This is a genomic window from Serratia nematodiphila DZ0503SBS1, assembly GCF_000738675.1.
Lineage (GTDB): Bacteria > Pseudomonadota > Gammaproteobacteria > Enterobacterales > Enterobacteriaceae > Serratia > Serratia nematodiphila.
The window spans coordinates 3,705,667-3,729,263 of record NZ_JPUX01000001.1 but is presented as its reverse complement, the minus strand read 5'-3'; the positions used below and the strand labels follow the sequence as shown (position 1 = coordinate 3,729,263).

Genomic DNA, 23,597 nt, shown 5'->3' with positions numbered 1-23,597 from the left:
TTGCGCGGAGCGGCCGACGAGACGGCGCATTCCGCTCTGATTGTTACCCACGGCCCGGCGGGCGTGGCGGTACAAAACGGGCGTTTCGCATGAGGTTAGCGACATTGAGCGAAGGGTGCGTTCGGCACAGCGTGCTGAACGTAGGCTCAATACGTGAGTAAATCAGCATAAGGTACTGATATTTAAACCCGAGAAAGCACGAAGCCCAAAGGCGCCGGCTAGGGAAGGTATAGCACCCTGTCGTTGACCGTGCCAAGTTTTATGAACAAAATCAGCTGATTGAGTTTGCCCGTATTGGCGCCGCAGCCCGCGTCAGCGCTGGGATGCGGGTAAAATGAAAAAAATCCACGGCAAAACGTTACGCCGTAACAGTTAGTCCAAATGGTGCGATTCGCCGCCGGCAAAGGCAGGATGTGAGGGCGGATAGACTTGGCACAGGCGCTTGCTGATATACTCAGGGAAAATAAAAACGCCAGGAAACCTGCATAACGCCATGACAAATAACGTTTCACCCGCACCCATTGCCCACCGCCCGCTGATCCTGATCGCCTGCATGCTGGCGATGTTCATGTCGGCGATCGAAGCCACCATCGTCGCCACCGCCATGCCGACCATCATCGGCGATCTCGGCGGCTTCTCGCTGCTGGGCTGGGTGTTCGCGGTCTATTTGCTGGCGCAGGCGATCACCATTCCCATCTACGGCCGGCTGGCGGATCTCTACGGCCGCAAGCGGGTGTTTTTCTTCGGCGCGACGCTGTTCCTGCTGGGATCGGTGCTGTGCGGCTACGCCCCCGACATGTATTGGCTGATCGGCTTCCGCTTATTGCAGGGATTGGGCGCCGGCGCCATCATGCCGATCGCGTCCACCATCATCGGCGACATCTACAGCGCCACCGAGCGGCCGAAGGTGATGGGCTACCTGTCGAGCGTGTGGGGCGTATCGGCGATCATCGGCCCGCTGCTGGGCGCGTTTATCGTGCAACACCTGCCGTGGGCGCTGGTGTTCTGGGTCAACCTGCCGATCGGCCTGTTGGCGATGTTCTTCCTCTGGCGCTATCTGCCGGCGCATCAGCAACTGCGGCGGCACGCGCTGGATCTGGCGGGCACCGCTTGGCTGACGCTGTTCGTTTCGGCGCTGCTGCTGGCGCTGTTGCAGATGGAAAGTTTCGGATGGTGGGTGGCGCCGTTGCTGGCGCTGGCGGCGGCGTCGCTGGCGCTGCTGATCCGTCAGGAGCGGCGCGCGGTTGAGCCGCTGTTCCCGCTGGCGCTGTGGCAAAGCCGGGTGATCGTCGCCGGCAACATCGGCGGGCTGGTGATCGGCGCGGCGATGATGGGCATCAGCGCCTTTCTGCCCACCTTCATTCAGGGCGTGATGGGCGGCTCACCGCTGGAGGCGGGCACCACGCTGGCCTTGATGTCGATCGGCTGGCCGCTGGCCAGCACGCTGAGCGGCCGTTTGATGCTGATGACTTCGTATCGCGCCACGGCGTTGCTGGGCGCACTGCTGTTGGTGGCGGGCGGCCTGATCCTGCTGATGCTGCAGCCGAACGGCGGTCTGCTGTGGGGCCGGGTGGCGGCGTTTATGGTCGGCGCCGGCATGGGATTGTGCAACACGACGTTTTTAGTGTCGGTGCAGAACGCGGCGCATTACAGCATTCGCGGCATTGCCACCGCCTGTACGGTGTTTACCCGCATGGTGGGCTCGGCCATCGGCACCGCGATTTTGGGCGCCACGCTGAACCTCAACCTGCAGTGGCGTTTGCCGGAGATTGACGATCCGGTGCAGCGGCTGATGGAGCCGGCGGTGCGGCACAGCATGGGGAGCGAAGCGCTGGCGCAGCTTATCCAGCAGGTGGCGGCTTCGCTGCATTGGGTGTTCCTGGTATCGGCGTTGGTGTCGTTGCTGGCGCTGGCGGCGGCGATGCTGATCCCGGCGCGTTGTCGGCCGCAAGGCGAAGAGGAAGAGGCGGAGCAGACGTAAAGGAAAAGGAAAGGGCGCGGCTGTTGCGCGCCCTGGGTAGCCGATGCGGCTTACTGCGCGTTGGAGGTGTCCTGGCTGGTGCCGGTCTGCGCCGCGTCACCACTATCGTCGCCGTTGTTCAGGCGGGTATAAACGATCTTCTGGGTGTCGTTTTCGCAGTGGCCGACCACCTGGCCGCCCGCTTGATCGGCCTGATCGTTAGGCACGATCTCCAGTTTGAAGCCGGACTCCGGAACGCCGTTATTGACGATTTTTTGCGAAATGTCCGCTTTCACGCTTTCACAGGAGGCCAGAGCCGCCAATGGGGCGCCGGCCAGCAATACAGCGGTTAATATCAGCGTTTTCTTCATCACGTCATCCTTTTAGACAATGAACTTCCTGTAACAGGATAGCAGCAACGGCGGCCGGGTTTCACGCTTGCCCGCCCGCCGCAGGCGGATTAAGGATTAATCCGACGCCCGGTCTGGCGATCCAGACATTTACGGGTGTCCGGTTCCCAGTACGCGTTGACGTTGTTGCTGTCGTTGCAGCGGTCTTCGTCATCCGCCGCGCGATCGATCTTGTCGAATTCTTTCTCGACGCGGGTGTTAACCTTGTGGCGCAGGGATTTGGTATCATTCCACTGCTCTTTGCTCTGGCGCGCTTCTTCGGTGCTCATCGCGCCGCTGCCTTTGCCATCGACGGTGACGCAGGTGCTGCCCTGCGTGCAGGTGGCGGCCAGCGCCGGCGCCTGCCAGGCGCCCATAACGGCCAGCATGGCGACCGGCAGCATCCCGCGCAGCAGTCGTTGGGTCGAAAATGTTTTCATCGTTTCATCCTTATGAGTGAGTGCGCCTGATGATGGCGACACTGGCGTTACCTCGCCCGCAGGCGTGGTGATAAATATACCACCGCGCTCCTGGAATTCACCAGCCAAGCGCCGATTCGTTTACTTTACCGAGAGAAAACTGCGACCGATGTTAAAAACCACGCTGTTGTTTTTCGCCACCGCCCTGGCTGAAATTATCGGCTGTTTCCTGCCTTACCTATGGCTGAAGAAGCAGGGCAGCGCCTGGCTGCTGCTGCCGGCGGCATTAAGCCTGATGCTGTTTGTCTGGCTGTTGACGCTGCATCCGGCGGCCAGCGGGAGGGTCTATGCGGCCTACGGCGGTGTGTATGTGGCGACGGCGCTGCTGTGGCTGCGGGTGGTGGACGGGGTGAAGCTGTCTGCGCTGGATTGGGTCGGCGCCGGCGTGGCGCTGGCGGGCATGCTGATTATCGTTTCCGGCTGGCGCGCGGCCTGAGGAAACGCGGCGGGAGTCGCCTCCCGCCGTCGCGGCTCAGGCGCCGCGGTGGATGTTCAGCCCGGCGAAGGACTGGCTGACCGGCATCATTTCCAGCGTGTTGATGTTGACGCGCGCCGGCAACGTCGCGACCCAGAACACCGACTCGGCGATGTCTTCCGGCGTCAGCGCATCGGCGCCTTCGTAGGTTTTGTTGACCTTGCCGTCATCACCCTTGAAGCGCACGTTGGAGAACTCGGTGCCGCCCACCAGGCCCGGCTCGATATCGGTTACGCGAATGCGCGTGCCGTGCAGATCGGCGCGCAGGCCCAGGCTGAACTGTTTGACGAACGCCTTGGTGGCGCCGTACACGTTGCCGCCGGCGTAAGGCCAGTTGGCGGCGGTGGATCCGATGTTGATCACGTGGCCGACGTTGCGCTCGACCATGGCCGGCAACAGCGCGCGCGTCATGTTCACCAGCCCCTTGGCGTTGGTGTCGATCATGGTTTCCCAGTCATCGGCGTTGGCCTTGTGCGCCGGCTCCAGCCCCAGCGCCAGCCCGGCGTTGTTCACCAGCACGTCGATCTGGCGCAGCTCGGCCGGCAGTGCTTCGATCGCCTGTTGAATGGCGGCGCGATTGCGCACGTCGAGCCGCACGATGTGCAGCGCTTGGCCGAGTTCTTCCTGCAGCGCTTCAAGACGCTCAAGGCGGCGCCCGGCGGCGATCACCTGGTGGCCTTCACGGATAAAACGGCGCGCGATGGCCTCGCCGAAACCGGAGGTGGCGCCGGTAACAAAAATAATCATGTTGCTGTTCCTCAACTGTTTTTACCCTACATGCCTCTATCATTAGCACAAACCCGCAGGCAGTGGCAGCGGTTATCACGGCGGAAAGCAAAAAAGATGACACCGGGCCGGCGGCCCGATGCTGACTAGCGCTGAGGCGGCAGGTGATACACCACGGCGTCATACTTGATGCGCTCGCAACGGCCGGCCAGCACGCCGCCCAGCGACTCGACGAGGCGGCGGCTGGCGGTATTCTGCTCGGCCACCGGGTAGAGAAAGTGCGGCGGCTGAAAGCGCTCGCTGGCCCAGCGCGCGATGCCCTGCACGATTTCGCGGCCGTAGCCCTGGCCATGCAGGCTCTCTTTAACCCAGATGCCCAGCTCCGGGGTGTGGCTGCGCAGATTATGCGCGCCGCCGACGCCGACGAACTGCCGGTCTTCGCGCCGGCGGGCGACGAAGATCACTTCTTCACCCTCGCGCATCAACGGCAGCCAGCCTTGCCAGACGTTGGCGAAATCTTCCGGCGACGCCTCCGGCTCAAAGGTCATAAAGCGCGTCAGAGTGGGGGTGATCGCCTGGTAAACATCGTCGGCGTCTGCTGCGGTAAAGGGGGCAATCAACAAACGGTCGGTGTCAACGCGGCACTGAGAAAGGTCATTATGATTCATCTTATTCCCTCGCTTTTCAGGCCAGAATGGCAAAAAAGTCCGCGCCCATAAATCGGGGCGGATCGTCGATATTACGCGCATTGGCGGCAGAAGCGACTTATTTTTCACCGCTGCGGCGGCGCGGAGGAACGGCTTTATGTGACGGTGTCACGTTGATGAGAAAGACGGCGGGCACGGTTAAACGCGCCCGCCGTTGAGGATCAGAACTTCACCGAACCTTGCAGATAAATCGTGCGCGGCTGGCCGATGTACAGACCCTTGTTGTTGTCGTCATAGGCGCGGGTGAAATACTCGTGGTTGAACAGGTTTTTCACGCCGACGCCCAGATTCAGGCCGGCCATTTCCGGGCCGAAATCATAGGCGGCGCGCACGCCCCACAGCATGTAGCCGGGAATGCGGCCGGTGCTGCCGTCGGCGCTTTCCGCCACGGTGTTGGCGTTGTCGGCGAACTGGCTGGACTGGAACTCGCCGTTAAGGTTAAACGCCCAGTTGCCCGGCGTGTAGTCCAGCCCCAGCGTGCCTTTATGCTTCGGCGAGAAAGGCACCTGGTTGCCTTTGTAGCCGCCGTCTTCGCGGATGGTGGCGTTGACGTAGGCGTAGCTGGCGTAGGCAGTCAGGTCGTCCAGTTTCGGCGTTAGCTGCGACAGATCGTAACGCAGGCTGCCTTCCAGCCCGGCGTGGCGGGTTTTGCCGCGCGCGGTCACGCTGTCGGTCACCTGGTTGGAGTCATACTGGTTGTTGAAGTTGATCAGGAACAGCCCGATTTCGCCGGTCAGCGCATCGCCGGCGTAGCGGGTGCCCAGCTCCCAGGTGCGCGCCTTCTCCGGTTCAATCTTGCCGCTGTCGACCGCTTTGCCCATCTGGCTGTACTGCACGGTGCCGAAGGAGCCTTCGGTGTTGGCGTACAGGTTCCAGTATTCATTCAGGTGATACATCACGTTCAACGCCGGCAGCGGCGCGTTATAGCTGACGTCGAGGCGGTTGTTCTTGATGTAGTTGTTCTGATACGACTTGATGTATTCGTAACGCATGCCCGGCGTGAGGGTCCAGTCGCCGATGTCGATGCGATCGTCGATATAGAACGCGTGCGCCTCGGTGCCTGACTGGGTGTCGCGATCGTACGGGCTGGCGGTGGACGGCAGCCTGCCGGTGCTGGCTTTAGTGTAGTAGCGCAGCTCGTGGGTGGATTCGCTGACGTAACGGTAGCCGACGCCGACCTCGTGCGCCGAGTCGCCCCAGCGGAAGCTCTGGCTGTAGCGCGGTTCTACGCCGCGCACCCAGTATTCGCGCGGCGACAGCGTCAGGTTCTTGCCCTGATCCAGATAGCCGCTGCGCAGGGTGTAGGTGTAGAAGCTCTGCACGTCGAACTTGTGCTGCTGATCCGGCTGATACTGGTAGCCGAAGTTCGCCAACTGGCGGCGGCCCCAGAACTTGTCGTACGGGCGCGTCGACTGGAACGGGTTGGCGTTGTAGTCCGCCCGGCTCAGGCCGCCCGGCATTTCAGCTTCGCCTTCGTAGTATTGCAGCAGGCTGTTGAAGGTGTGCACCTCGTTCGGCGCGTAACGGCTTTTCAGCATCACGTCGTCGATTTTGGTCGAGCTGTGCTCGCGCCAGTCGCTGCCGCGGGTGCCGGAGTAGAGCAGCGCCGCGCCGAAGCCGTTGTCGGCGGTGCCGCCGATCATCAGGTTGCCGGTGCCTTTCGGGTGATCCTGGCGCGAGGTCGGGCTGAGTTGCCCCTGCATGCCGGCCGTCATGCCGAAGGTTTTCGGGATGGCGCGGGTGACGAAGTTGACCACGCCGCCGACGCTCTGCGGCCCGTAGCGCACCGCGCCGCCGCCGCGCACCACGTCAATCGCGTCCATATTACCGAGCGAGACCGGCGCCAGCGATAGCTGCGGCTGGCCGTAAGGGGCGAAGGGCACCGGAATGCCGTCCATCAGCACGGTGGAGCGGCTGGCGAGGCGCGGGTTGAGGCCGCGTATGCCGAAGTTCAGCGCCATATCGTGGCTACCGGTGCCGTTGTTTTCCGGCGCCACCACGCCCGGCACGCGGTTCAACGCTTCGCGCACGGTGGTGGTGCCGGTTTTGACGAAGTCTTCGCGGCGCACCACGTCGCGCGCGCCGGGGTGTTCGAACACGTCTGCCTGACGGCCTTCCGCCAGCCAGTCACCGACTACCGTGATGTCCTCTTCCTTCTGCGGCTGCGGCAGTGTGGCCAGCGTGTAACCGTTGTTGCCGAGCGTTTTAGCCTGCAGGCCGCTGCCCGCCAGCAGGGCGTTCAGGCCGTCGTCGACACCGTAGCTGCCGTTCAGGCCCGGCGAACGTTTGCCGGCGGTCAGCGTGCCGTCCACCGAGAGCGCGATGCCGGCGCGCGCGGCGAAAGCGTTCAGCGCGCCGTCCAGCTCACCGGCCGGAATGTGGTAGGCGGCAGCGGCGCTGGCGGCGCTCGCCATCTGCGGTGCAGCGAAGACCAGGCCAATGGCCACGGCCAGCGGCGTGGCCCGTTTTCCCCAAAGCGAAGCCGGAGCGGCCTTTCCCCAAGCGTTGTTCATACCTTCTCCTGAATCATTTTTTATTTATTGCTGCAGTGTTTTCCTGGGAGTCGGATGAGCGAAGCAAAAGGGACAATCAAGAATGCGATTTTTTATCATTTTTATTTAAAAAAATTCAGGCGGGGACGATTTGCAGCCAATAGCGGGTAAAGCTTTGCAGACGAACCGGCAGCGTCTGGCTGAGCAGGACGAGGGCGCGATCGGTATCGTTGAGCGGGAAACTGCCGCTGACGCGCAGGCCGGCGACGGCCGGATCGCAGCTCAGGTGGCCGCGCCGGTAGCGCGCCAGTTCGGCGATCACCCGGTCCAGCCGCCACTGGCTGACGCTCAGCACGCCGCGCAGCCAGCCGTCCTCCGCCGCAGCTGATTGCTTGTCGCCGAAGGCCGTGGCGCTGAAGCTAATCTGTTCGCCGGCGTTCACCCGGCGCGTTTGCCGCGCGTCCTGCGCCAGCTGCGCTTCAACCGCATGCTCCAGCACCGTCAGGCGCGTCTCGCCAGCGCTCTCGCGCACCAAAAAGCGGGTGCCGAGCGCGCGCATCGCCCCCTGCGGGCTTTGCACCCACAGCGGCCGGGGGTCGCGTCCGGTAATCAGGCTGATTTCCCCAGCGTGCAAGCGGATCAGCCGTTGACGATCGTCGTAATGCACGTCCACCGCGCTGGCGGTGTTCAGCACCAGCTGGGTGCCGTCGCTTAACACAATGGGTTTGATCTCGCCGGTGGCGGTGCGGTAGTCGGCGCGTAGCTCCCGGCCGAACGGCGACTGGTAAAGGAAGCCGCCGCCCACGCCGAGCAATAACAGCAGGCTTTTCAGCAGGGTGCGGCGATCGATCGCCGATTGACGGCCGGCGCGATCGAGCGCGCGATAGCTGAATTTGCCCGGCACGCCCTGCAGCTGGCTCTGCAACGCTTCGACGCGCTGCCAGGCCCAGCGGTGATCGTCATGCTGCTGGTGCCAGGCTTGCCACTGTTGGCGCTGGCGTTCGGTGACGTGCTCGTCGCACAGCAGCGCATACCAGTGTGCGGCCATTTTCAGCGCCTGGCGCTGCTCGGGGGTGATGGCGTTGCTCATGAATAAACGTCGTTTTCGAGGCTGAACAGCAGGCAATGCTCGGTGGCTTTGGCCATGTATTTTTTAACCGAGCTGACCGAGACGCCGAGGCGCGCGGCGATGTCCACATAGCCCAAACCTTCGAGCTGCGACAACAGAAAGGCCTGTTTTACCTTCGGCCCCAGGCCGTCGAGCATCGCGTCGATCTGCTGCAGGCTGTCCAGCAGGCTCTGGCGCTGCTCCGGCGACGGGGCGTAGCCTTCCGGGATCAGCGCCAGCATCTCCAGATAGGCGCGCTCCAGCGTTCTGCGGCGGAACAGATCGACCATCACCCGTTTGGCGACGGTGACCAGAAAGTCTTTCGGTTCGCGCAGGGTCGCCGCGGCGTCGCTTCTCAGCAGGCGCATAAAGGTGTCCTGCGCCACATCGTCCGCATCGAACGCGCAGCCCAGCCGGCGGTGCAGCCATCCCTGCAACCAGGCATGATGGGTGGCGTAAAGGCGCGACAGCGCGGCGTGCGGGGCAGAAGCGGTGGCGGACATGGTTTTCGCATTGCTGGTCAAAAAGATGCGCGGATGATAATTGAGAATGGTTATCGTTTCAAGTTTGACCGTTGTCCTTAGGCCGAGATTCAATCCTCAGGCGCGCTGTTGAAATAAGCCGTGCGCCGTGAAGATATTCGCCTGCCCATTCAAGGTGCAGCGGCGCGATGTTATTTTGGCAGGCAAACGGTTGCTATTAATCTGCCGGCGAAGGCTGAGCGTGGGTCTTATTCTCTTTCGTCGGCCTATGCTTTTAGATTAATTACTAATTAATTGTTTTTATTTGAAAATGTATTTTATCTCCGCCTGTTGACATGCGGCTTGCTATGCTTAATCCGGTCTTTGCGTTTGGGCAAAAAAGCCTTGTTTCATCGGCGCAGGTTATTTCGCGGGTGAGCTTGGCCGGTCGTCACAAGGAAGAAAATAATGGCACTGCAATTCACCACGGCTATTCGTGGCAATTTTTTTGATATCGCAGCCTGTGTGGAGGCGCCGCAACAGCTTGAGGAACGCCTGCGGCATGTTCCCGACGGTTTGCTGCTGCTGAACGACGGCGTCATCGTCTGGTTCGGCAGCTGGCAGCAGGGCGAGGCGCTGCTGCCGCCGGGCTTCACGGTCACGGAATATCGCGACAAGCTGATCGTGCCGGGATTTATCGATACCCACATCCACTACCCGCAAACCGAAATGATTGGCGCCTATGGCGACCAGCTGCTGGACTGGTTAAACAATTACACCTTCCCGACCGAAAGCCGTTATGACTGTGAGCAGCACACCGAGGCGATGTCGGCCTTCTTTCTGCAGCAGTTGCTGAGTAACGGCACCACCACCGCGCTGGTGTTCGGCACCGTGCATCCACAGTCGGTCGATGCGCTGTTCAGCCAGGCGGCAGCGCTGAACATGCGCCTGATCGCCGGCAAGGTGATGATGGATCGCCATGCGCCGGAGGCGCTGCTGGAAACGCCGGCGCAGAGTTATCGCCAGACGCGTGAGCTGATTGAACGCTGGCACGGCAAAGGCCGCCTCGGTTACGCCATTACGCCGCGCTTTGCGCCTACCAGTACGCCGGCGCTGCTGGCGCAGGTGCAGCGGCTGCGCGAAGAGTATCCCGACGTTTGGCTGCAGACGCACCTGAGCGAGAACCCGCAGGAAGTGGCCTGGGTAAAAGCGCTGTTTCCGCAGCACCGCAGCTATCTGGATGTTTACCACCGCTACGGCATGACCGGCGATAAAAGCGTGTTCGCCCACTGCCTGCACCTGGAGGAGCAGGAGTGGGACTGCCTGTGCGATACCCGCTCGGCGATCGCCTTTTGTCCCACCTCCAACCTGTTTCTCGGCAGCGGGCTGTTTGACCTGCAGCAGGCCTGGCACAAGCGGGTGAAGCTCGGTATCGGCACCGACGTGGGGGCCGGCACCACCTTCAATATGCTGCGCACGTTAGGCGAGGCGTACAAGGTCGGCCAGCTGCAGCATTACCGGCTCTCCGCCGTAGAAGCGTTCTACCACGCCACCCTGGGCGGCGCCCGCGCGCTGGCGCTGGACGACAAAATCGGCAACTTCAACGTCGGTAAAGAGGCGGATTTCGTGGTGCTCGATCCGGCGGTCACGCCGCTGCAGCAGTTGCGTCATGCCAACAGCGCCACGTCGGCGGAACAAGGCTTCGTGCTGATGACCCTGGGGGACGATCGCAATATTTATCGCACCTATGTGGACGGCAAGGTGGTTTATGAGGCGGTGAGGTCAGACTGATTTCATTCGCGGCGTTGGCGCAAAGGCATGTCGGAATACGCCGACACCGCGTGGCGGCAATTTCAATGATAAGGAAGTGAAAGCCTTGATAACGTTATTGCTGCACGCCTTGTGGATGAAAAATAGACAATCAAGGGTAGCGCATGATTATTTATTGCACATGATGGGAGGTAGAATAAATAGGGTTATTTGATTAGGAGGCTCTTTATTGGTTTTTTATCGATATGCATAGTGATATACGGCTATGTGGCTGGATAAGTGCGTAAAAAACATTGCATTTCTTCGGGACGCCCGATATCATAATGAGAATAATTATCCTTACGATATCGCTAATTAAAAACAACAGGCCTGTTTTAATCTCTGTTGCTGCTTTTTCGATATGCTTCTGCATTTTACGAGCCAAGGCTGGCGCGAATTTTATTTCTGGAAAGGGATTTCATGCGTGATTTGTTTCGACAGGAAGCCACGGATCATCAGCGGGCGAAATGGGCGGGTAAGGCCTTATTGATAAACGGCTTGCCCGCCTGGTGTTTTGGTCTTTTATCGTTTTTATTTATTCTTGTTTTCCTCTCTTTTCTTATATTCAGTCATTATACACGCCGCATTAATGTTTATGGTGAAATCACCACCTTCCCCCGCTCAGTCAACGTGTTTGCGCCCCAACAGGGTTTTATCTCGGAACGCTTCGTCGAAGTGGGGGATGCGGTTAAAAAAGGCCAGCGTCTTTATCAGATTGATGTCAGCCGAGTGACGGATAACGGGAAAGTGAGCGCCAATACGCGCCTGGCGCTTGAAAACCAGTTAAAACACGTCGACAGCATCATTCTTAAGTTGCAAGACAACAAGCGCATGACGCTGGAAAATCTACGCGCGCAAAAAAAACAGTATGAATTGGCGCACATGCAGTCCAAACAGCTGTTGGATAACGCGCGGGAAGGGGTGGCATTTGCTCAGGACAACATGCGTTCCTATAAGGAATATCAACAGCGCGGTCTGATTACCAAAGATCAGCTTAGCGGACAAACCTATTCGTTTTATCAACAACAAAGCCTGTTTCAAAACCTGCATAGTCAACATATTCAGGAATCACTGCAAATTACGAATTTGGAAAGTGACATCGTTACGCGCGCGGCGGATTTCGATAACCAAATTTCGCAGTACGAGTTTCAGCGCAATGATTTGCAACGGCAGTTAGCGGAAGCCGATGCCAGCGGCGCATTGATCGTGAACGCCCCGAGCGATGGCCGTATTGAGTCTCTCAGCGTTACGCCGGGTCAGATGGTCAATAGCGGTGACAGCTTGGTACAGATTATTCCACGTAATGGCGCGATTTATCAGCTAGTTTTATGGTTGCCGAACACCAGTGTGCCCTATGTTTCAGCAGGGGACGGCATTAACATTCGCTATGACGCTTTCCCTTATGAGAAGTTCGGCCAGTTTCCCGGCAGGATAGAAAGCATTGCTTATGTACCGGCCTCCATTCAAGAAATGTCAACTTACAGCAGTTCTCCCGTGCATCAGCCCAGCGTGCAAACGGCATCTTTTTACAAGGTGACCGTTTCCCTGGATGAAACGCATATCAGTTACCAGGGCAAAGCGTTGCAGCTCACTAACGGCATGCGGGCCCAATCCACGCTGTTTTTGGAAAAAAGACCTTTATATCAATGGATGTTCTCACCTTTCTACGATATGAAAAACAGCCTGATGGGGCCAATCAATGACTGAATCGTATTTAGACGCGCTAAAGGGCAAACTCAATTTGTCGCTGCGCCGCAAAGTGCCGCAGATCCTGCAAACTGAAGCCTCGGAATGCGGGCTGGCCAGTTTAGCGATGGTATGCCATTACCATGGTTTGCAAATCGATCTGTTTAATCTGCGCAGCCGCTACGGCTTTTCTTCACGCGGGGCAACGCTGTCCGCATTGATTGACATCGCGAGCGCACTGAAACTGCAATCCAGAGCGTTATCGTTGAATATCGATGAGCTTAAAGCGTTGAAAATGCCCTGTATTCTGCATTGGGACATGAAGCATTTCGTGGTGCTTGTCAGTGTCAGCCGAGGGCGGGCGGTGATCCATGATCCTGCTTTTGGCCGTAAAGTGCTGGGGTTGCATGAACTGTCGCGGCATTTTACTGGCGTAGCGCTTGAGCTATGGCCAGACAGTGAATTTCAGCCGATCAAACAGCAAAGCAGATTGCGTTTTCGCAAGCTGATGAGCAATGTGCGCGGCCTCAAGGGGGCCTTGCTAAAGATCTTCTGCCTGTCGATCGTAATTGAAGCGGTTAATCTGCTGTTGCCCGTCGGTACGCAGTTGGTCATGGATCATGTGATTTTGGCCGGCGATCATGATCTTTTGGCGCTGATATGTATAGGATTGCTGTTCTTTATTTTATTCCGCACCGGCGTTTCCATGTTGCGCTCGTGGATCTCTATCGTCATGGGCGCGTTGATAGACGTGCAATGGAAGGCTGGCGTGTTTGATCATCTGATGAAATTGCCGCTTTCCTTCTTTGAGAAGCGCAAGTTGGGTGATATTCAATCCCGTTTCGGCTCATTGGATACGATAAGAGCGACTTTCACTACCAGCATCGTCAGCAGCATTATTGATGGCATCATGTCTGTAGGGGTATTTATCATGATGTTGCTCTATGGCGGCTGGTTAGTTTGGGTGGTGCTCGGCTTTACGGCGATATACGTCATTCTCAGGCTGTCGACTTATCAACATTATCGGCAGCTGTCGGAAGAGCAGTTGGTGAAGGGCGCGCGGGCAGGGTCGCATTTCATGGAGACGTTATATAGCGTCAGTACGTTAAAGGCGTTGGGGTTATCTGAAACCCGTTCGCAGTATTGGCTGAATCTAAACGTAGAAACGATCAATGCCGGTATCAAGCTGACCAAGTTAAACATGATGTTTGGCGGGTTGGGGGCGTTTATTGCCACCTGTGATCAGGTGATCATCCTTTGGCTCGGCGCGGCATTGGTCATAGACAATCAAATGACGATCGGGATGTTTATCGCGTTTAACGCCTACCGTGGTCAGTTCTCGGAGCGTGCCAGCAGCCTGATTGACATGATGCTTCAGCTGCGAATGCTAAGTTTGCATAATGAAAGGGTGGCTGACATTGTGCTGTCGTCACCGGAACCGCAAATGCCCGCGCGTCAGCTGTTCACAAAAGGCAACGCCGCAGAGCTTCAGGTGCGGAATTTGCGCTACCAGTATGATCGTTTGGCGAAACCCATTATCGCGGATTTGAATCTCAGCATTGCGGCGGGAGAAAGCGTGGCGATTGTCGGTCCCTCCGGCGTGGGTAAAACCACGTTGATGAAGTTAATGTGTGGGCTGCTGTCTCCAGATGAAGGGGCCGTGTTGGTCGACGGTATGGATATCAGCAACATTGGCGTAAATAATTATCGCCAATGTATCGCTTGCGTGCTGCAGGATGACAAGCTGCTGGCGGGATCTATCGCTGAAAATATTTCAGGATTTGACGCCGAAATGGATCTGAAACGTATTGAGGCGTGCGCACAGCGTTGCAATATGCATGATGATATTCAAAACATGCCGATGGGCTACGAAACATTGATCGGCGAGTTGGGGGGAAGCCTTTCTGGCGGGCAGAAACAGCGTTTATTGATAGCCCGCGCGCTCTATCGTCGCCCCAGCATTCTGTTTATGGACGAAGCGACCAGCCACCTGGATCTCGATAATGAAACACATATTAACCGCGCTATTTCACAACTGAACATTACCCGCGTGATTATTGCACACCGTCCATCGACGATTGCCTCTGCGGATAGAGTCATTCGGCTCGGATAACGCCAGCGTCGCTTTACCTGTCTTTTTCACCTCGACATTTTCGCTACGCCAAACGCGCAGCTCACCCTGTGGTGTGAGCCCATGACAAAAAGGGTTATCACAATGATAACCCTGGCATGAAGTGATGTTTAGACGCTGAAGCCAGCGTTAACCGCTGAGGTCAGCCGCGAGACTTGCAGAGCCTCGATCAGTTCGAATCGGTATTGTTGTTGTTTCCCCACATGGTACCGCCGCCGTTACTCCCGCCCCAGGGAATGCCTGATGGGCCAATAGAGCCGGGAGCGCGATCGCCGGTGACATAGTTCCCGACAGCACCGCCGACAATGGTGCCGACAACGCCGCCTGCGACGCCGCCGATAGAACCGATGCCACCGCCGATCGCTGCGCCGACAGTTTCTGCGGAAACCGTCAATGTACCGCTGCGATCTCCTGCACCGGAAATGATTGAACATTCTTCAGAGGTAAGATTGCGCATATTTTTTCCTTAATCATTAAATTTTAAAATAAGCCACATTCATCATGCCGTGCGTTGCCCGCGATCGCTATTGAGCAATTTATGCGTGACGATAACGGCAAAGGCGATAAGAGCGTATTTCAAGAAACGATTGAGGGTGAAATAATCCGCAATCGTGCCAGCAATAAGCCCAATTAAAATGGCGAACAAGATAATGAGTAACTTTTTCATATGATAAACACGAATCTTCCGACATTAGTTACTGTCGGCAGGATTATTCGTCGATGTTTGTTTATTGCCACCTAACATGGATTCCACCATTTTGCCAGCGGTATAGGCGGCACCACCGATAACGGCACCGGCAACAGCGCCTGGGCCGGCACCGACACCGCCGGCCATGGCGCCGGTCATCGCGCCACCAACCGCGCCGGCAGCGACGGCCCCGCCCAATTCCGCATAGCTGAAATCCCCAGCGGCCGCGATAAAGTTAACTTCATTAATTGTAAGCTCTCTCATAACTACTTCCTTATATTATTGGTGTTTGTTTTTTGCAGTTTTCCGATACCAGAAAAATGCCACTAGCAAGGTTGAAAAGATAAAGGATTGAATGATTGTGCTGGTAAACCTCCTGTCTTCGGTAAAAAATAACGAATAAAAAATGTCCATGAATGTATAGTAAAAACAGAACAAAAAAATCCAACTGCTGGGTAATTTCATCAGTGCCTCGATAGATTTGATGGGATATGGGAATTTTCTCGCATTAATATCATGATGTTGACAACGAGCGGAGCAGCCGCGTTAGCGCTTCAAGAAGTTGAGCGTTGTTTAAAATGCTGTAATGCGTTTCTGCACAATAGGTGAGTTGAACGCCATGTGAGGATTGCCTCTCCCAGCGTTGTGCAAGATTGGGCTGTTTACGCTGACGTTGCTGGCTGAGCCAAAGCGTAAGCGGTATCGCTATCTGCGGCAAAGGACCGGCGTTATTCGTCAGTTCAAACGATTTTTTCAGCGCCCAACAAAAGGCTTCGGCATGTTCCAGCGTGATCTTCTCCGCAAGCACGCTCTGATTCAGCGCATAGTGCATTTTTATCTCGTTGGCGAAGCTGTCTATCGCATTCGTTGCTTGATGCCGACACAAATGTCGCGCAATACCGAGAGAGTCGAACAGACTGAGGTAACTTTGCGCCACGCTGAAACGTCGATTCACTGAGGGTTGCCGGGCGGGCAAACCGCTGTCGACAACCACCACATGCGCAAAAGGCGCGCCTTGTTCCGTCGCCTGCGCCGCTATATGGACAGCTAATTGGCCGCCCAATGACCAGCCGGCGATAACGGCAGTGTCGCGTTTGGCACGCGGTATGGCCGCCAAATGAGAGGCGGCCAATCGCTGCAGGGTGAGTGTGTCGTCTGCACCTGGCGCGGCCAATCCCGGACTGGCGATGGTGATGATGTTGGCGCAGGCGCAAAGCTGTTTTGTCCACTTTGCATATTGATGCACCTGACCACCGGCACCATGCACCAAATACAAGGTGGGCAGGGAGGAGCGATCGGCTGCGCCGGACAGCATCGATAACGGCAGGGGTGCGCTATCGCGCAGACGCTCGGCAAGTTTATCGAGCTGTGAGTAGCCAAGGATTTCCGCCAGGGTTAATTCCACATTAAGGGCGCGCTTGATGTTGCCCAAAAACGTGATGCCGGAAAGCGAGCTGCCGCCATTGCTGAAGAAACTGGCATGTGGGTCGATCTTGTCTGGAGTACAGCCTAACGTATCCGCCAACAGCTCTCGTAGCAGCATGAGCTCCGCGGATGCGGCTGGCGCAGCCGCATCGCTGGCCTGACTCCGCTCGGTTCCTGGCGATAGCAAGGTGCGATCCAATTTGCCGTTGCGTGAAAGCGGGAAACGTTCAATGAGATGATATCGGGATGGCGCCATATACGCGGGCAATACGGCCGTAACCTCTTCGCGTATTCTTCGCTCCGCCTGGACGCTGGCTTTTCCCGCCTCGGTCAATGTGATATAGGCTTCCAGATACGGTGTGCCGTTCCCGGTTTCATCGCGACAGAGGACACATGCTTCAGCGACCAGTTTGCTGCTTTTGAGTGCGAATTCGACGTCACCCAATTCGACGCGAAAACCTTGCAGTTTCACCTGTTGGTCTTCGCGGCCGAGAAACTCGATATAACCGCTGCGGTGCCAACGGCCGCGATCGCCGGTGCGGTACACGCGTTCACCGGTAGTTGGGAAAAGAACAAAGCTGCCGGCGGTGGTTTGCCTATCCCGCCAATACTCGCGGGCAACGCCAACGCCGCCGATATAAATGTCGCCGGTAACGCCGAAACCGCACGGCTCAAGTTTTTCATTCAACACCCACATGCTCTGATTCGGCAATGCGGTTCCATAGGGGATGGCGTTTCTGTAGTGCGTATCCCGTGTAACTGGATGATAAATTGACCATATTGCCCCTTCGGTGGCACCACCAAGACTGGTGATGGTGGCGTTGGGGCAAAGCTGATGTGCCTGGGCGATCAGCCGCGGAGAGATACGATCGCCGCTCAGCCAAATATGCCGCAGTTGAGGCAGCGACAGGATGTTTTCTTGTGCACAATATTGCACCAGCATTTGCAAGATGGCGGGAACCGAGTTCCAGATGCTGATTTGCCGCTGGCGTATCGCATGTAGCCATGCTGACGGCTCTTTAGCGTGGTGCGGCGATAACACCGTTACCGATGCGCCGGCTAGCCAACTGCCGAACAGGTCATAGACCGATAAATCGAAGGCCAGGTCGGCGAGAGCCAATACGTTGTCACGATGAGAGACGTTAAACAGTCGGTTCATGGTCAGTAGGGTGTTGGTGACGGCGCCGTGTTCCATAGCCACGCCTTTTGGCGTGCCGGTCGTCCCCGACGTATAAATAACATACGCGAGCGCTTCTGCTTCGCCTGGCGGGAAGGGCGCTGTGCCTGTGACATGGCGGGAAAACAGCGCCTCCAGATCCTGAACGCGGGTTGTCTGCGGATAGCGGGCGCGATGGTGAGCCAGGTTGCTCAAAACCCAGGCGCAACCCGATATTCGCATAATGGCCGCTACGCGGGCATCCGGCAATCCTTCGGCCAACGGCAAGTAGGCGCGTCCGGCGAGGATCACGCCGAGCGCCGCAATAGCTTGATGAGCGCCGCGTGGAAGATCGATGGCGATGAGTGCGCCTGGGGCGGTATGGGCTATCAGCCAATGCGCCACGAGGCCGGCGTGGTGCAATAGCCGATCGTAATGCCACACCTGGTCGCCCTCGAACAACGCCGGGCGATCCGTATGCTGGTGGGCAGCGCGTAACAGCCGATCAGAAAGAGGTTGCCGCAAGCATGCTGGCATCGCCTGCCCGACGGAGAGCTGTCGCAATTGCCGGTTATCGGCCATTGGCGCCAGCGAATAGTGGTCGACGGCCCGCGAAGGATCACAGGCAATTTGCTGCAACAGCAATGCGTAAGCTTGCGCCAATCCGTTAATGCGCTCCGGCGTAAACAGCTTGGCGTTGTATTGCCACTCCAACAGAATGCCCTCTGCGCCGGAAATCACTTCCAGCACCAAATCAAACTTGGGCGGCGCATAGCGTCTCGGCAGGGTGTTAACCTGTGCACGGCCAACATTCAGTTCGTTGCTTTTGCGATGTTGGCAGACGAACATGATTTGAAAAATGGGGTGGAACTTGCCGCGCGTGGGCTTGAGTTGTTCAACCAGGTAAGAGAAGGGCAACCCCTGATGTTTGAAGGCGCGCGCAAATTTATTCGCGTTCTTCTGCAGCAGCGTGGTGAAACTGTCGTCGCCAGTGACGCGAAATTGGTGAGCGACCGTGTTGACGAAGCTGCCCACGGCGCTGTTTAACGTCGGCTCGTTCCTGTTGGCGATCGGGCTGCCGATGACCACGCGATCCGTCGCCGATGCTCTGGCAATCAGTAAGGCGAAGGCGGAGTGCAACAGCGTAAACAGCGTCGTACCGTTATGTTTGGCTAACTGAGTCAGCACTGGCTGCAGTTCGTCCGCCAGCGATGTTCTGACGATATTCTGCGTTTTGCCTGCCTCCGTGATGGCGATATCGTATTCAAGCGCGTGTTTTTCCGGCGCACCATCCAGTTCATCGCGCCAAAATGCCAGGCTGTCATCGACATTGGCGACGGCGAGGAAAGGATCCTCAAGAAACCGGAAAAAAGCCTGACCGTTGTCATAATGGCAATGCGCTTCGTGCGCTTGATAATCACGGCTCAGTTCATCCACCAGCAAATTGGCCGTCCAGCCGTCGACCACGCAATGGTGAAAGGTCAAGAAGAGATAGTGGTGCTGCGCGCTCTTTCTCAAGATTCGGCAGCGCAGGGGATACTCAGCACCGAGGTCAAACGGCATCGTACACTGGGCGTTAAGCGCCGCCAGTATACTTTCTTGCTGCTCTTCACTATTCAGACCGCTGATGTCCTCGAGGCAGTGTTCGAAAATGGTTTCATCAGGATGCGCAATGTCAACGGTGATGGTTTCACCGTCGAGCCGGTAGCGACCGCAAAGCGCGCCGTGTCGCTTGAGCAGTTTTTTCAGCGCAGCGAGCAAACGCGCGGGTTCAAAGTCCCCCAGAATCTCTTTGGCGATTGGAATGTTATACAGCGGGCTGTTCTTGGTGAAGTTTTCATACAGCCACAGGTATTGCCCCGCGTAGTGATTGACGGTGTAACACGGCTTCTCCCCGGTGTGTCGCTCTGAATTATCTGGCGCGCAGACAGATAAAAAGGCGATGATGTCTTCCTGCACCGTACGGAGTACGGCGGCGTCGACATGCTCGATGGTTTGGCGGCGAGGCGACAGCTCGCCGAATGTTGCTCCCTGTTTCGCCAGTTCCATCAGATTGATCAGGCCGATGACGCTCATCAGTGCACTCCTTCCATGTTGACGTTGATAGCTTTCCCTGTTCGACCGCTTTTATTCGGGCGTTTGTCGCTGTGGGCGGAAATCAGATTCAGCCAATGTGACAAGCTACACAACTGCACTCCCGGGTTTCTCCGCTGCGCCATTGTGAAGGCGGCGCGATGATCGATGTTGTCACCATCTTCGAAACCGAAGATCTTCAGTACGCAACCGTTCAATCGCTCATTGGCCGTATCGAACCGGATGTGCGGGAAATAGCCAAGCCGTGCAGAAAGGGTTATCAACTCAGTAACGCCGGCGTCGACGGCTTGCTGGCGCGAATTGACTTTATGCAGCAACAGCAGCCGCTCATGCCGAAAATCGTGCAACAGGCCTTGCGTGAGATTGGCGCCGCCTACCGTATCATGCATAAATATCATGTAGTTAACTCGGTCCGGCAGGGAATGCAGCAGGGCCGAAAGCGCGTCGAGCCAAGGTGCATATTGCGTGGCTTCGTTCGGTACGTTGAATATGATCGCGTTCAGCGGCCAATCAGCATGCAACGGCAGCGCCTGCGGCGACAGAATGTCCACACCGTGCTTGTCAGCGAGGGCGGCTAACAAAAGCCGTTCATCTGCGCCTTCGGGAGATTGAATAAACAGCCGGTTGCTGGTCGGCGCCTCGGTTGATAGACAGCGGCCGATAGCGCAACGGATGTCCAGATGCTGCTGATCCAGGCCGTAGCGTGCATGGGCCAATTGCGTTAGGTGTCGGCAAAAATCGGCAAGTCTTGGATGTTCAAAAATGTCGCTCAGGTTCAGATCCAACTGGCAGTGTGCGTTAAGCGCGTTAATGATTTTTATAGCCTGAAGGGAGTCGCCGCCGAGCGTGAAGAAGTCGCCATCGTCACTGCCCAGCGTCGCCAGCCAAACCTCATGCACCAGGGTGTTGAAGGTCGTCGAACGTAATTCCCGTGTGGGTTCGGGCATCCGGGATTGCCTTTCCAGGGTGTGATAATCAATCTTGCCGTTAGCCAGTTTGGCCAGCGGCGTTAGATGATGCACGAAGCGCTGAGGAATATGAGCATTGGGCAATGCGCCATACAGTGTGCGGCGCATTGCCTCACTGAGTGGCTGCCGGCTGTGATAATGCGCGTAAAGTTCCGTTCCCGCATCGCCGCTTTTGGCCAGCACGGCAATCTCGATAATTGAGGGCAACCGGGCCAGACAACTTTCTATTTCACCCATATTGACGCGCTGCCCGGCGATTTTCGCTTCACGTATTTTGCGCCCAAGGAACACCAACTGCCCATCTTGAAGCTGGCAGGCGATATCGCCGGTGCGAAAGGCGGGCATGAGATGGCCGTTGACCTCAAAGGTGACGAACTTTTCCGCGCTCAGCGTTGGCTGATGCAAATAGCCCAGGCCGACGGTAGCCCCGACGATCAGTAATTCGCCACTGCAGCCGAGCGGCAACAGCCTGAGATCCTCGCCGACGATTGCCGTGTATATACCGTCCAGCGGTGTGCCTATCGTCACCGCGGCGCCATCGTTTTTGATCTCCGCGGCCGTCGCCACCACGGTTGTCTCGGTTGGGCCATAAGAGTTGAATAACTTTATGCCTTTGGGATAGCGCGCGAACCAGCGTTCTTTGGCACGCGGTGAAAGGTTTTCACCGCCGATGATGACGGTAGTGACGGTCGGCGGCAGTGTCTGTTCACCGCCGGAGGCGAACAGCATCTCATTAAAGTAGGCGGTCGGCAGATCCAACAGGCTGATTTGATGGTCGGCGCAGAATGTGAATAACGCGGCAAAGTTATGCTTGACGGTCTCGGGGGCGATACACAGGTGGGCGCCGGCACCCAGCGTCATGAAAATTTCTTCAATGCAGGCATCGAAATGCAAGGGCGCAAATTGCAACACGCGTTCGTGCGGTTGAATGCCATAGCATTTTATCGCCGCATCGACAAAAACGTTGAGAGCATGTCGGGCTCCTATCACGCCTTTAGGCATTCCTGTCGAGCCGGAGGTAAACATGAGATAGCCGGTTCCGGCCGGGAACGCTGGCGCCTCGGTCGATGTTTGTCGGCGAAACACGGTGAAGCGCGCGAAATCCGTCGGCATATCGAGTGTCGATGCGTGCCAATGCGCCAATGCGTCAGGTTCGGAATGAAAGGAGGGCAGAGTGCGATCGGTAATCAGGATAGCGTCGCTAAACTGTTCAAGCAGCTGATGATGAGACGCTCCATCCCCTTTGGCATTCAGGTTGACGAACGGCATTTTCAATTGCAGCGCAGCAAGCATGCAGATGATGGCTTCCGGCCCTTGCGGCAAGTCGAGCAACAGCACGGTGTGCGCGGCGCGAGCAGGGGTCAGGGCATCGGCCAGTGCATGCCACTGTTGCTGCAGGACGGCATAAGACAGTGTTCTGAGCGGTGACGAAGCGTGTGCAGGCGTGAGGATCGCCGCGCGTTGCGGCGCTTGAATAGCGGCACGTTCGATACGTTGCATTATATCGACCACGTTGTCGTTGGCGGTTTTACCCAGCAGCGAGAGCGAGAAATGTTGTCGCAATGCCGCGACGGAAAGATTTTCCGGATCGTCGTACAGCAAGGCGCACAAGGTTTGTATCCCCCGGCAGTGCCGCACCAGGCTGGCCGTATCGTAAAGCCCTGAATCGGCATCGATCTCCAGCCTAAGCGTTTGGTTATCGAGATCGGGGCGCATATTGAAGACCAGATCCTGCGCGCCTCCTGAGCGTAAATTACGGATTTCGCTGCGCTGCGCGGGAGCAAATGAGGCTGCCGCTTCAAATGGAATGATATTGACCACGATGTTGAACAACGGCGAGCGACTGGCGACGCTCCTCAGACTTTTTATCTCTTCGTAACGAAACGCCTGATGTTTCTTGAGGTGCTTGAGTATGTGTTCAATGGTTTGCGCCAACTGTCGGCATGAGGCGGTGTCCTCAATATCGAGAGTCAAAGGAACCACGTTGGTCTTGCAAGTCAGCGCCTGCCTCGTCAGGGCGTCTGTTCGCGCCATCATTGGTACGCCGATCGTTTGCTGCTTCTTGCCGGTACATAAGTACAAATACGCCATCACCGCTACAAAAGTGCGCGCCAGCCAAGAAGGGTGCCCGGTTTGCAGTGCAAGGCGTTCGGCAGGACAGGGTAACGACGTCACATGGCGGATTGTCTGTCCCGAGGGAATATTGGTGCAGGCTAACGTTATCGGATCTGGCAGTGAGGTGCAGATCGCTTGCCAAAAATCCCTATCAGCTTGATAGGTCGTTGACTGTTTATACTCAGATTCAGCCATGAGCAAAGCATCGATCGTGGGGGCGCCTTGCGGATGCTGCGTCTGATCTCGGTAGGCCTGCGCTACTTGATGGATCAGCAAATAAGTGCCGTAACCATCAAGCAGCAGGTGGTGGCTGCAGAAATACCACAGAAAGCGTTTCTCACCCAGCCTGATGATTTTTTGTCTGAATAACGGCGCAGCGTTCAACGAGAAGGGGCGCTCAGCATCCGCTTCCATTAATTCGATAGCGGAGGCCATACCGTCGGCCTGCTGCGAAAGATCCACCCATTCTACTGAGATGTTGGCGGTGACGGGATATTGATAAGGCGTGCCGTTATCTTCATCAAACAAAACGTGCAGCGTCGGCGTTTGGCTGATGACACGATGAATGGCGCGTTTCATTCTTGCGATATCGAGAGTGTGATTTATTTCGACATATTCCGCGATGTTATAGCCCGATTTGTCATCGCCGATCTTGGTGCCATAGTAAAATCCAACTTGTGAATCCAATAATTGATGCTTGCTCATCGCCTCATCCCTGATAGTTATTT

17 protein-coding genes are annotated in these 23,597 nt (G+C 57.1%); 5 read left to right on the top strand and 12 right to left on the bottom strand.

Annotated features, from left to right (window positions below):
* Positions 1-493 precede the first annotated feature (493 nt).
* Positions 494-1,981 (top strand): MDR family MFS transporter, encoded by a 1,488-nt coding sequence (locus JL05_RS17140; RefSeq protein WP_033633136.1) that lies wholly within the window; start codon positions 494-496, stop codon positions 1,979-1,981.
* A 50-nt stretch (positions 1,982-2,031) separates the two neighbouring features.
* On the opposite strand, the gene JL05_RS17135 is transcribed toward JL05_RS17140, so the two are convergent.
* Complete coding sequence (locus JL05_RS17135) at positions 2,032-2,331, bottom strand: DUF1161 domain-containing protein (protein ID WP_004938557.1); 300 nt, start codon at positions 2,329-2,331, stop codon at positions 2,032-2,034.
* Between the two features lie 89 nt (positions 2,332-2,420).
* Complete coding sequence (locus JL05_RS17130) at positions 2,421-2,789, bottom strand: DUF1283 family protein (protein ID WP_033633135.1); 369 nt, start codon at positions 2,787-2,789, stop codon at positions 2,421-2,423.
* Positions 2,790-2,937: 148 nt separating this feature from the next.
* Between JL05_RS17130 and JL05_RS17125 the strand changes: the two genes are divergently transcribed.
* Positions 2,938-3,264, top strand: a complete 327-nt coding sequence (locus JL05_RS17125) for a YnfA family protein (protein ID WP_004938563.1) — start codon at positions 2,938-2,940, stop codon at positions 3,262-3,264.
* Between the two features lie 36 nt (positions 3,265-3,300).
* Here JL05_RS17125 and ydfG read toward each other — a convergent pair whose 3' ends face one another.
* The 5 genes from ydfG to fecI form a co-directional block, all read right to left on the bottom strand.
* Entirely contained in the window at positions 3,301-4,050 is a 750-nt protein-coding gene (gene ydfG, locus JL05_RS17120; RefSeq protein ID WP_033633134.1) for a bifunctional NADP-dependent 3-hydroxy acid dehydrogenase/3-hydroxypropionate dehydrogenase YdfG, read from the bottom strand.
* Between the two features lie 125 nt (positions 4,051-4,175).
* The gene (locus JL05_RS17115) at positions 4,176-4,697 is read right to left on the bottom strand and encodes a GNAT family N-acetyltransferase (RefSeq protein WP_004938571.1); all 522 of its coding nucleotides are present in this window, start codon (positions 4,695-4,697) and stop codon (positions 4,176-4,178) included.
* Between the two features lie 200 nt (positions 4,698-4,897).
* On the bottom strand, positions 4,898-7,249 hold the full coding sequence (gene fecA / locus JL05_RS17110; RefSeq protein WP_033633133.1) for a TonB-dependent Fe(3+) dicitrate receptor FecA: 2,352 nt from the start codon (positions 7,247-7,249) through the stop codon (positions 4,898-4,900).
* A 115-nt stretch (positions 7,250-7,364) separates the two neighbouring features.
* Positions 7,365-8,318 carry a ferric citrate uptake sigma factor regulator FecR gene (gene fecR, locus JL05_RS17105; protein ID WP_033633132.1) on the bottom strand — a complete coding sequence of 318 codons (954 nt, stop codon included), beginning with the start codon at positions 8,316-8,318 and terminating at the stop codon, positions 7,365-7,367.
* On the bottom strand, positions 8,315-8,839 hold the full coding sequence (fecI, locus tag JL05_RS17100; protein WP_033633131.1) for a ferric citrate uptake sigma factor FecI: 525 nt from the start codon (positions 8,837-8,839) through the stop codon (positions 8,315-8,317). Before fecI ends, fecR begins: the two co-directional genes overlap by 4 nt.
* A gap of 426 nt (positions 8,840-9,265) precedes the next feature.
* On the opposite strand from fecI, the gene guaD reads away from it, so the two are divergent.
* The 3 genes from guaD (at position 9,266) to JL05_RS17085 (ending at position 14,405) form a co-directional block, all read left to right on the top strand.
* A complete protein-coding gene (gene guaD, locus JL05_RS17095) occupies positions 9,266-10,588 on the top strand; it encodes a guanine deaminase (RefSeq protein ID WP_033633130.1) in 1,323 nt (440 codons plus the stop codon).
* A 438-nt stretch (positions 10,589-11,026) separates the two neighbouring features.
* Complete coding sequence (locus tag JL05_RS17090) at positions 11,027-12,313, top strand: HlyD family secretion protein (protein ID WP_033633129.1); 1,287 nt, start codon at positions 11,027-11,029, stop codon at positions 12,311-12,313.
* The gene (locus JL05_RS17085; protein WP_033633128.1) at positions 12,306-14,405 is read left to right on the top strand and encodes a peptidase domain-containing ABC transporter; all 2,100 of its coding nucleotides are present in this window, start codon (positions 12,306-12,308) and stop codon (positions 14,403-14,405) included. The genes JL05_RS17090 and JL05_RS17085 overlap by 8 nt, the downstream gene beginning before the upstream one ends.
* 187 nt (positions 14,406-14,592) lie before the next feature.
* On the opposite strand, the gene JL05_RS24945 is transcribed toward JL05_RS17085, so the two are convergent.
* The 5 genes from JL05_RS24945 to JL05_RS17070 all read right to left on the bottom strand — a co-directional run bounded on the left by JL05_RS24945 (position 14,593) and on the right by JL05_RS17070 (position 23,574).
* The gene (locus tag JL05_RS24945) at positions 14,593-14,880 is read right to left on the bottom strand and encodes a hypothetical protein (protein WP_072010106.1); all 288 of its coding nucleotides are present in this window, start codon (positions 14,878-14,880) and stop codon (positions 14,593-14,595) included.
* A 42-nt stretch (positions 14,881-14,922) separates the two neighbouring features.
* Positions 14,923-15,090: a hypothetical protein gene (locus JL05_RS25420; protein ID WP_156106908.1), complete on the bottom strand. Its 168-nt coding sequence runs from the start codon at positions 15,088-15,090 to the stop codon at positions 14,923-14,925.
* Positions 15,091-15,114: 24 nt separating this feature from the next.
* The gene (locus tag JL05_RS17080) at positions 15,115-15,375 is read right to left on the bottom strand and encodes a hypothetical protein (RefSeq protein WP_016927848.1); all 261 of its coding nucleotides are present in this window, start codon (positions 15,373-15,375) and stop codon (positions 15,115-15,117) included.
* A 250-nt stretch (positions 15,376-15,625) separates the two neighbouring features.
* Positions 15,626-19,768, bottom strand: coding sequence for a non-ribosomal peptide synthetase (locus JL05_RS17075; RefSeq protein ID WP_033633126.1), 4,143 nt, complete (start codon positions 19,766-19,768; stop codon positions 15,626-15,628).
* A complete protein-coding gene (locus JL05_RS17070; RefSeq protein WP_033633125.1) occupies positions 19,768-23,574 on the bottom strand; it encodes an AMP-binding protein in 3,807 nt (1,268 codons plus the stop codon). Before JL05_RS17070 ends, JL05_RS17075 begins: the two co-directional genes overlap by 1 nt.
* Between the last annotated feature and the right edge of the window lie 23 nt (positions 23,575-23,597).

What these genes read in the sequence shown, in the direction of transcription:
- JL05_RS17140 (WP_033633136.1), top strand. Translation starts at nt 494, where the DNA reads ATGACAAATAACGTTTCACCCGCACCCATTGCCCACCGCCCGCTGATC.
- JL05_RS17135 (WP_004938557.1), bottom strand. Translation starts at nt 2,331, where the DNA reads ATGAAGAAAACGCTGATATTAACCGCTGTATTGCTGGCCGGCGCCCCA.
- JL05_RS17130 (WP_033633135.1), bottom strand. Translation starts at nt 2,789, where the DNA reads ATGAAAACATTTTCGACCCAACGACTGCTGCGCGGGATGCTGCCGGTC.
- JL05_RS17125 (WP_004938563.1), top strand. Translation starts at nt 2,938, where the DNA reads ATGTTAAAAACCACGCTGTTGTTTTTCGCCACCGCCCTGGCTGAAATT.
- ydfG (WP_033633134.1), bottom strand. Translation starts at nt 4,050, where the DNA reads ATGATTATTTTTGTTACCGGCGCCACCTCCGGTTTCGGCGAGGCCATC.
- JL05_RS17115 (WP_004938571.1), bottom strand. Translation starts at nt 4,697, where the DNA reads ATGAATCATAATGACCTTTCTCAGTGCCGCGTTGACACCGACCGTTTG.
- fecA (WP_033633133.1), bottom strand. Translation starts at nt 7,249, where the DNA reads ATGAACAACGCTTGGGGAAAGGCCGCTCCGGCTTCGCTTTGGGGAAAA.
- fecR (WP_033633132.1), bottom strand. Translation starts at nt 8,318, where the DNA reads ATGAGCAACGCCATCACCCCCGAGCAGCGCCAGGCGCTGAAAATGGCC.
- fecI (WP_033633131.1), bottom strand. Translation starts at nt 8,839, where the DNA reads ATGTCCGCCACCGCTTCTGCCCCGCACGCCGCGCTGTCGCGCCTTTAC.
- guaD (WP_033633130.1), top strand. Translation starts at nt 9,266, where the DNA reads ATGGCACTGCAATTCACCACGGCTATTCGTGGCAATTTTTTTGATATC.
- JL05_RS17090 (WP_033633129.1), top strand. Translation starts at nt 11,027, where the DNA reads ATGCGTGATTTGTTTCGACAGGAAGCCACGGATCATCAGCGGGCGAAA.
- JL05_RS17085 (WP_033633128.1), top strand. Translation starts at nt 12,306, where the DNA reads ATGACTGAATCGTATTTAGACGCGCTAAAGGGCAAACTCAATTTGTCG.
- JL05_RS24945 (WP_072010106.1), bottom strand. Translation starts at nt 14,880, where the DNA reads ATGCGCAATCTTACCTCTGAAGAATGTTCAATCATTTCCGGTGCAGGA.
- JL05_RS25420 (WP_156106908.1), bottom strand. Translation starts at nt 15,090, where the DNA reads ATGAAAAAGTTACTCATTATCTTGTTCGCCATTTTAATTGGGCTTATT.
- JL05_RS17080 (WP_016927848.1), bottom strand. Translation starts at nt 15,375, where the DNA reads ATGAGAGAGCTTACAATTAATGAAGTTAACTTTATCGCGGCCGCTGGG.
- JL05_RS17075 (WP_033633126.1), bottom strand. Translation starts at nt 19,768, where the DNA reads ATGAGCGTCATCGGCCTGATCAATCTGATGGAACTGGCGAAACAGGGA.
- JL05_RS17070 (WP_033633125.1), bottom strand. Translation starts at nt 23,574, where the DNA reads ATGAGCAAGCATCAATTATTGGATTCACAAGTTGGATTTTACTATGGC.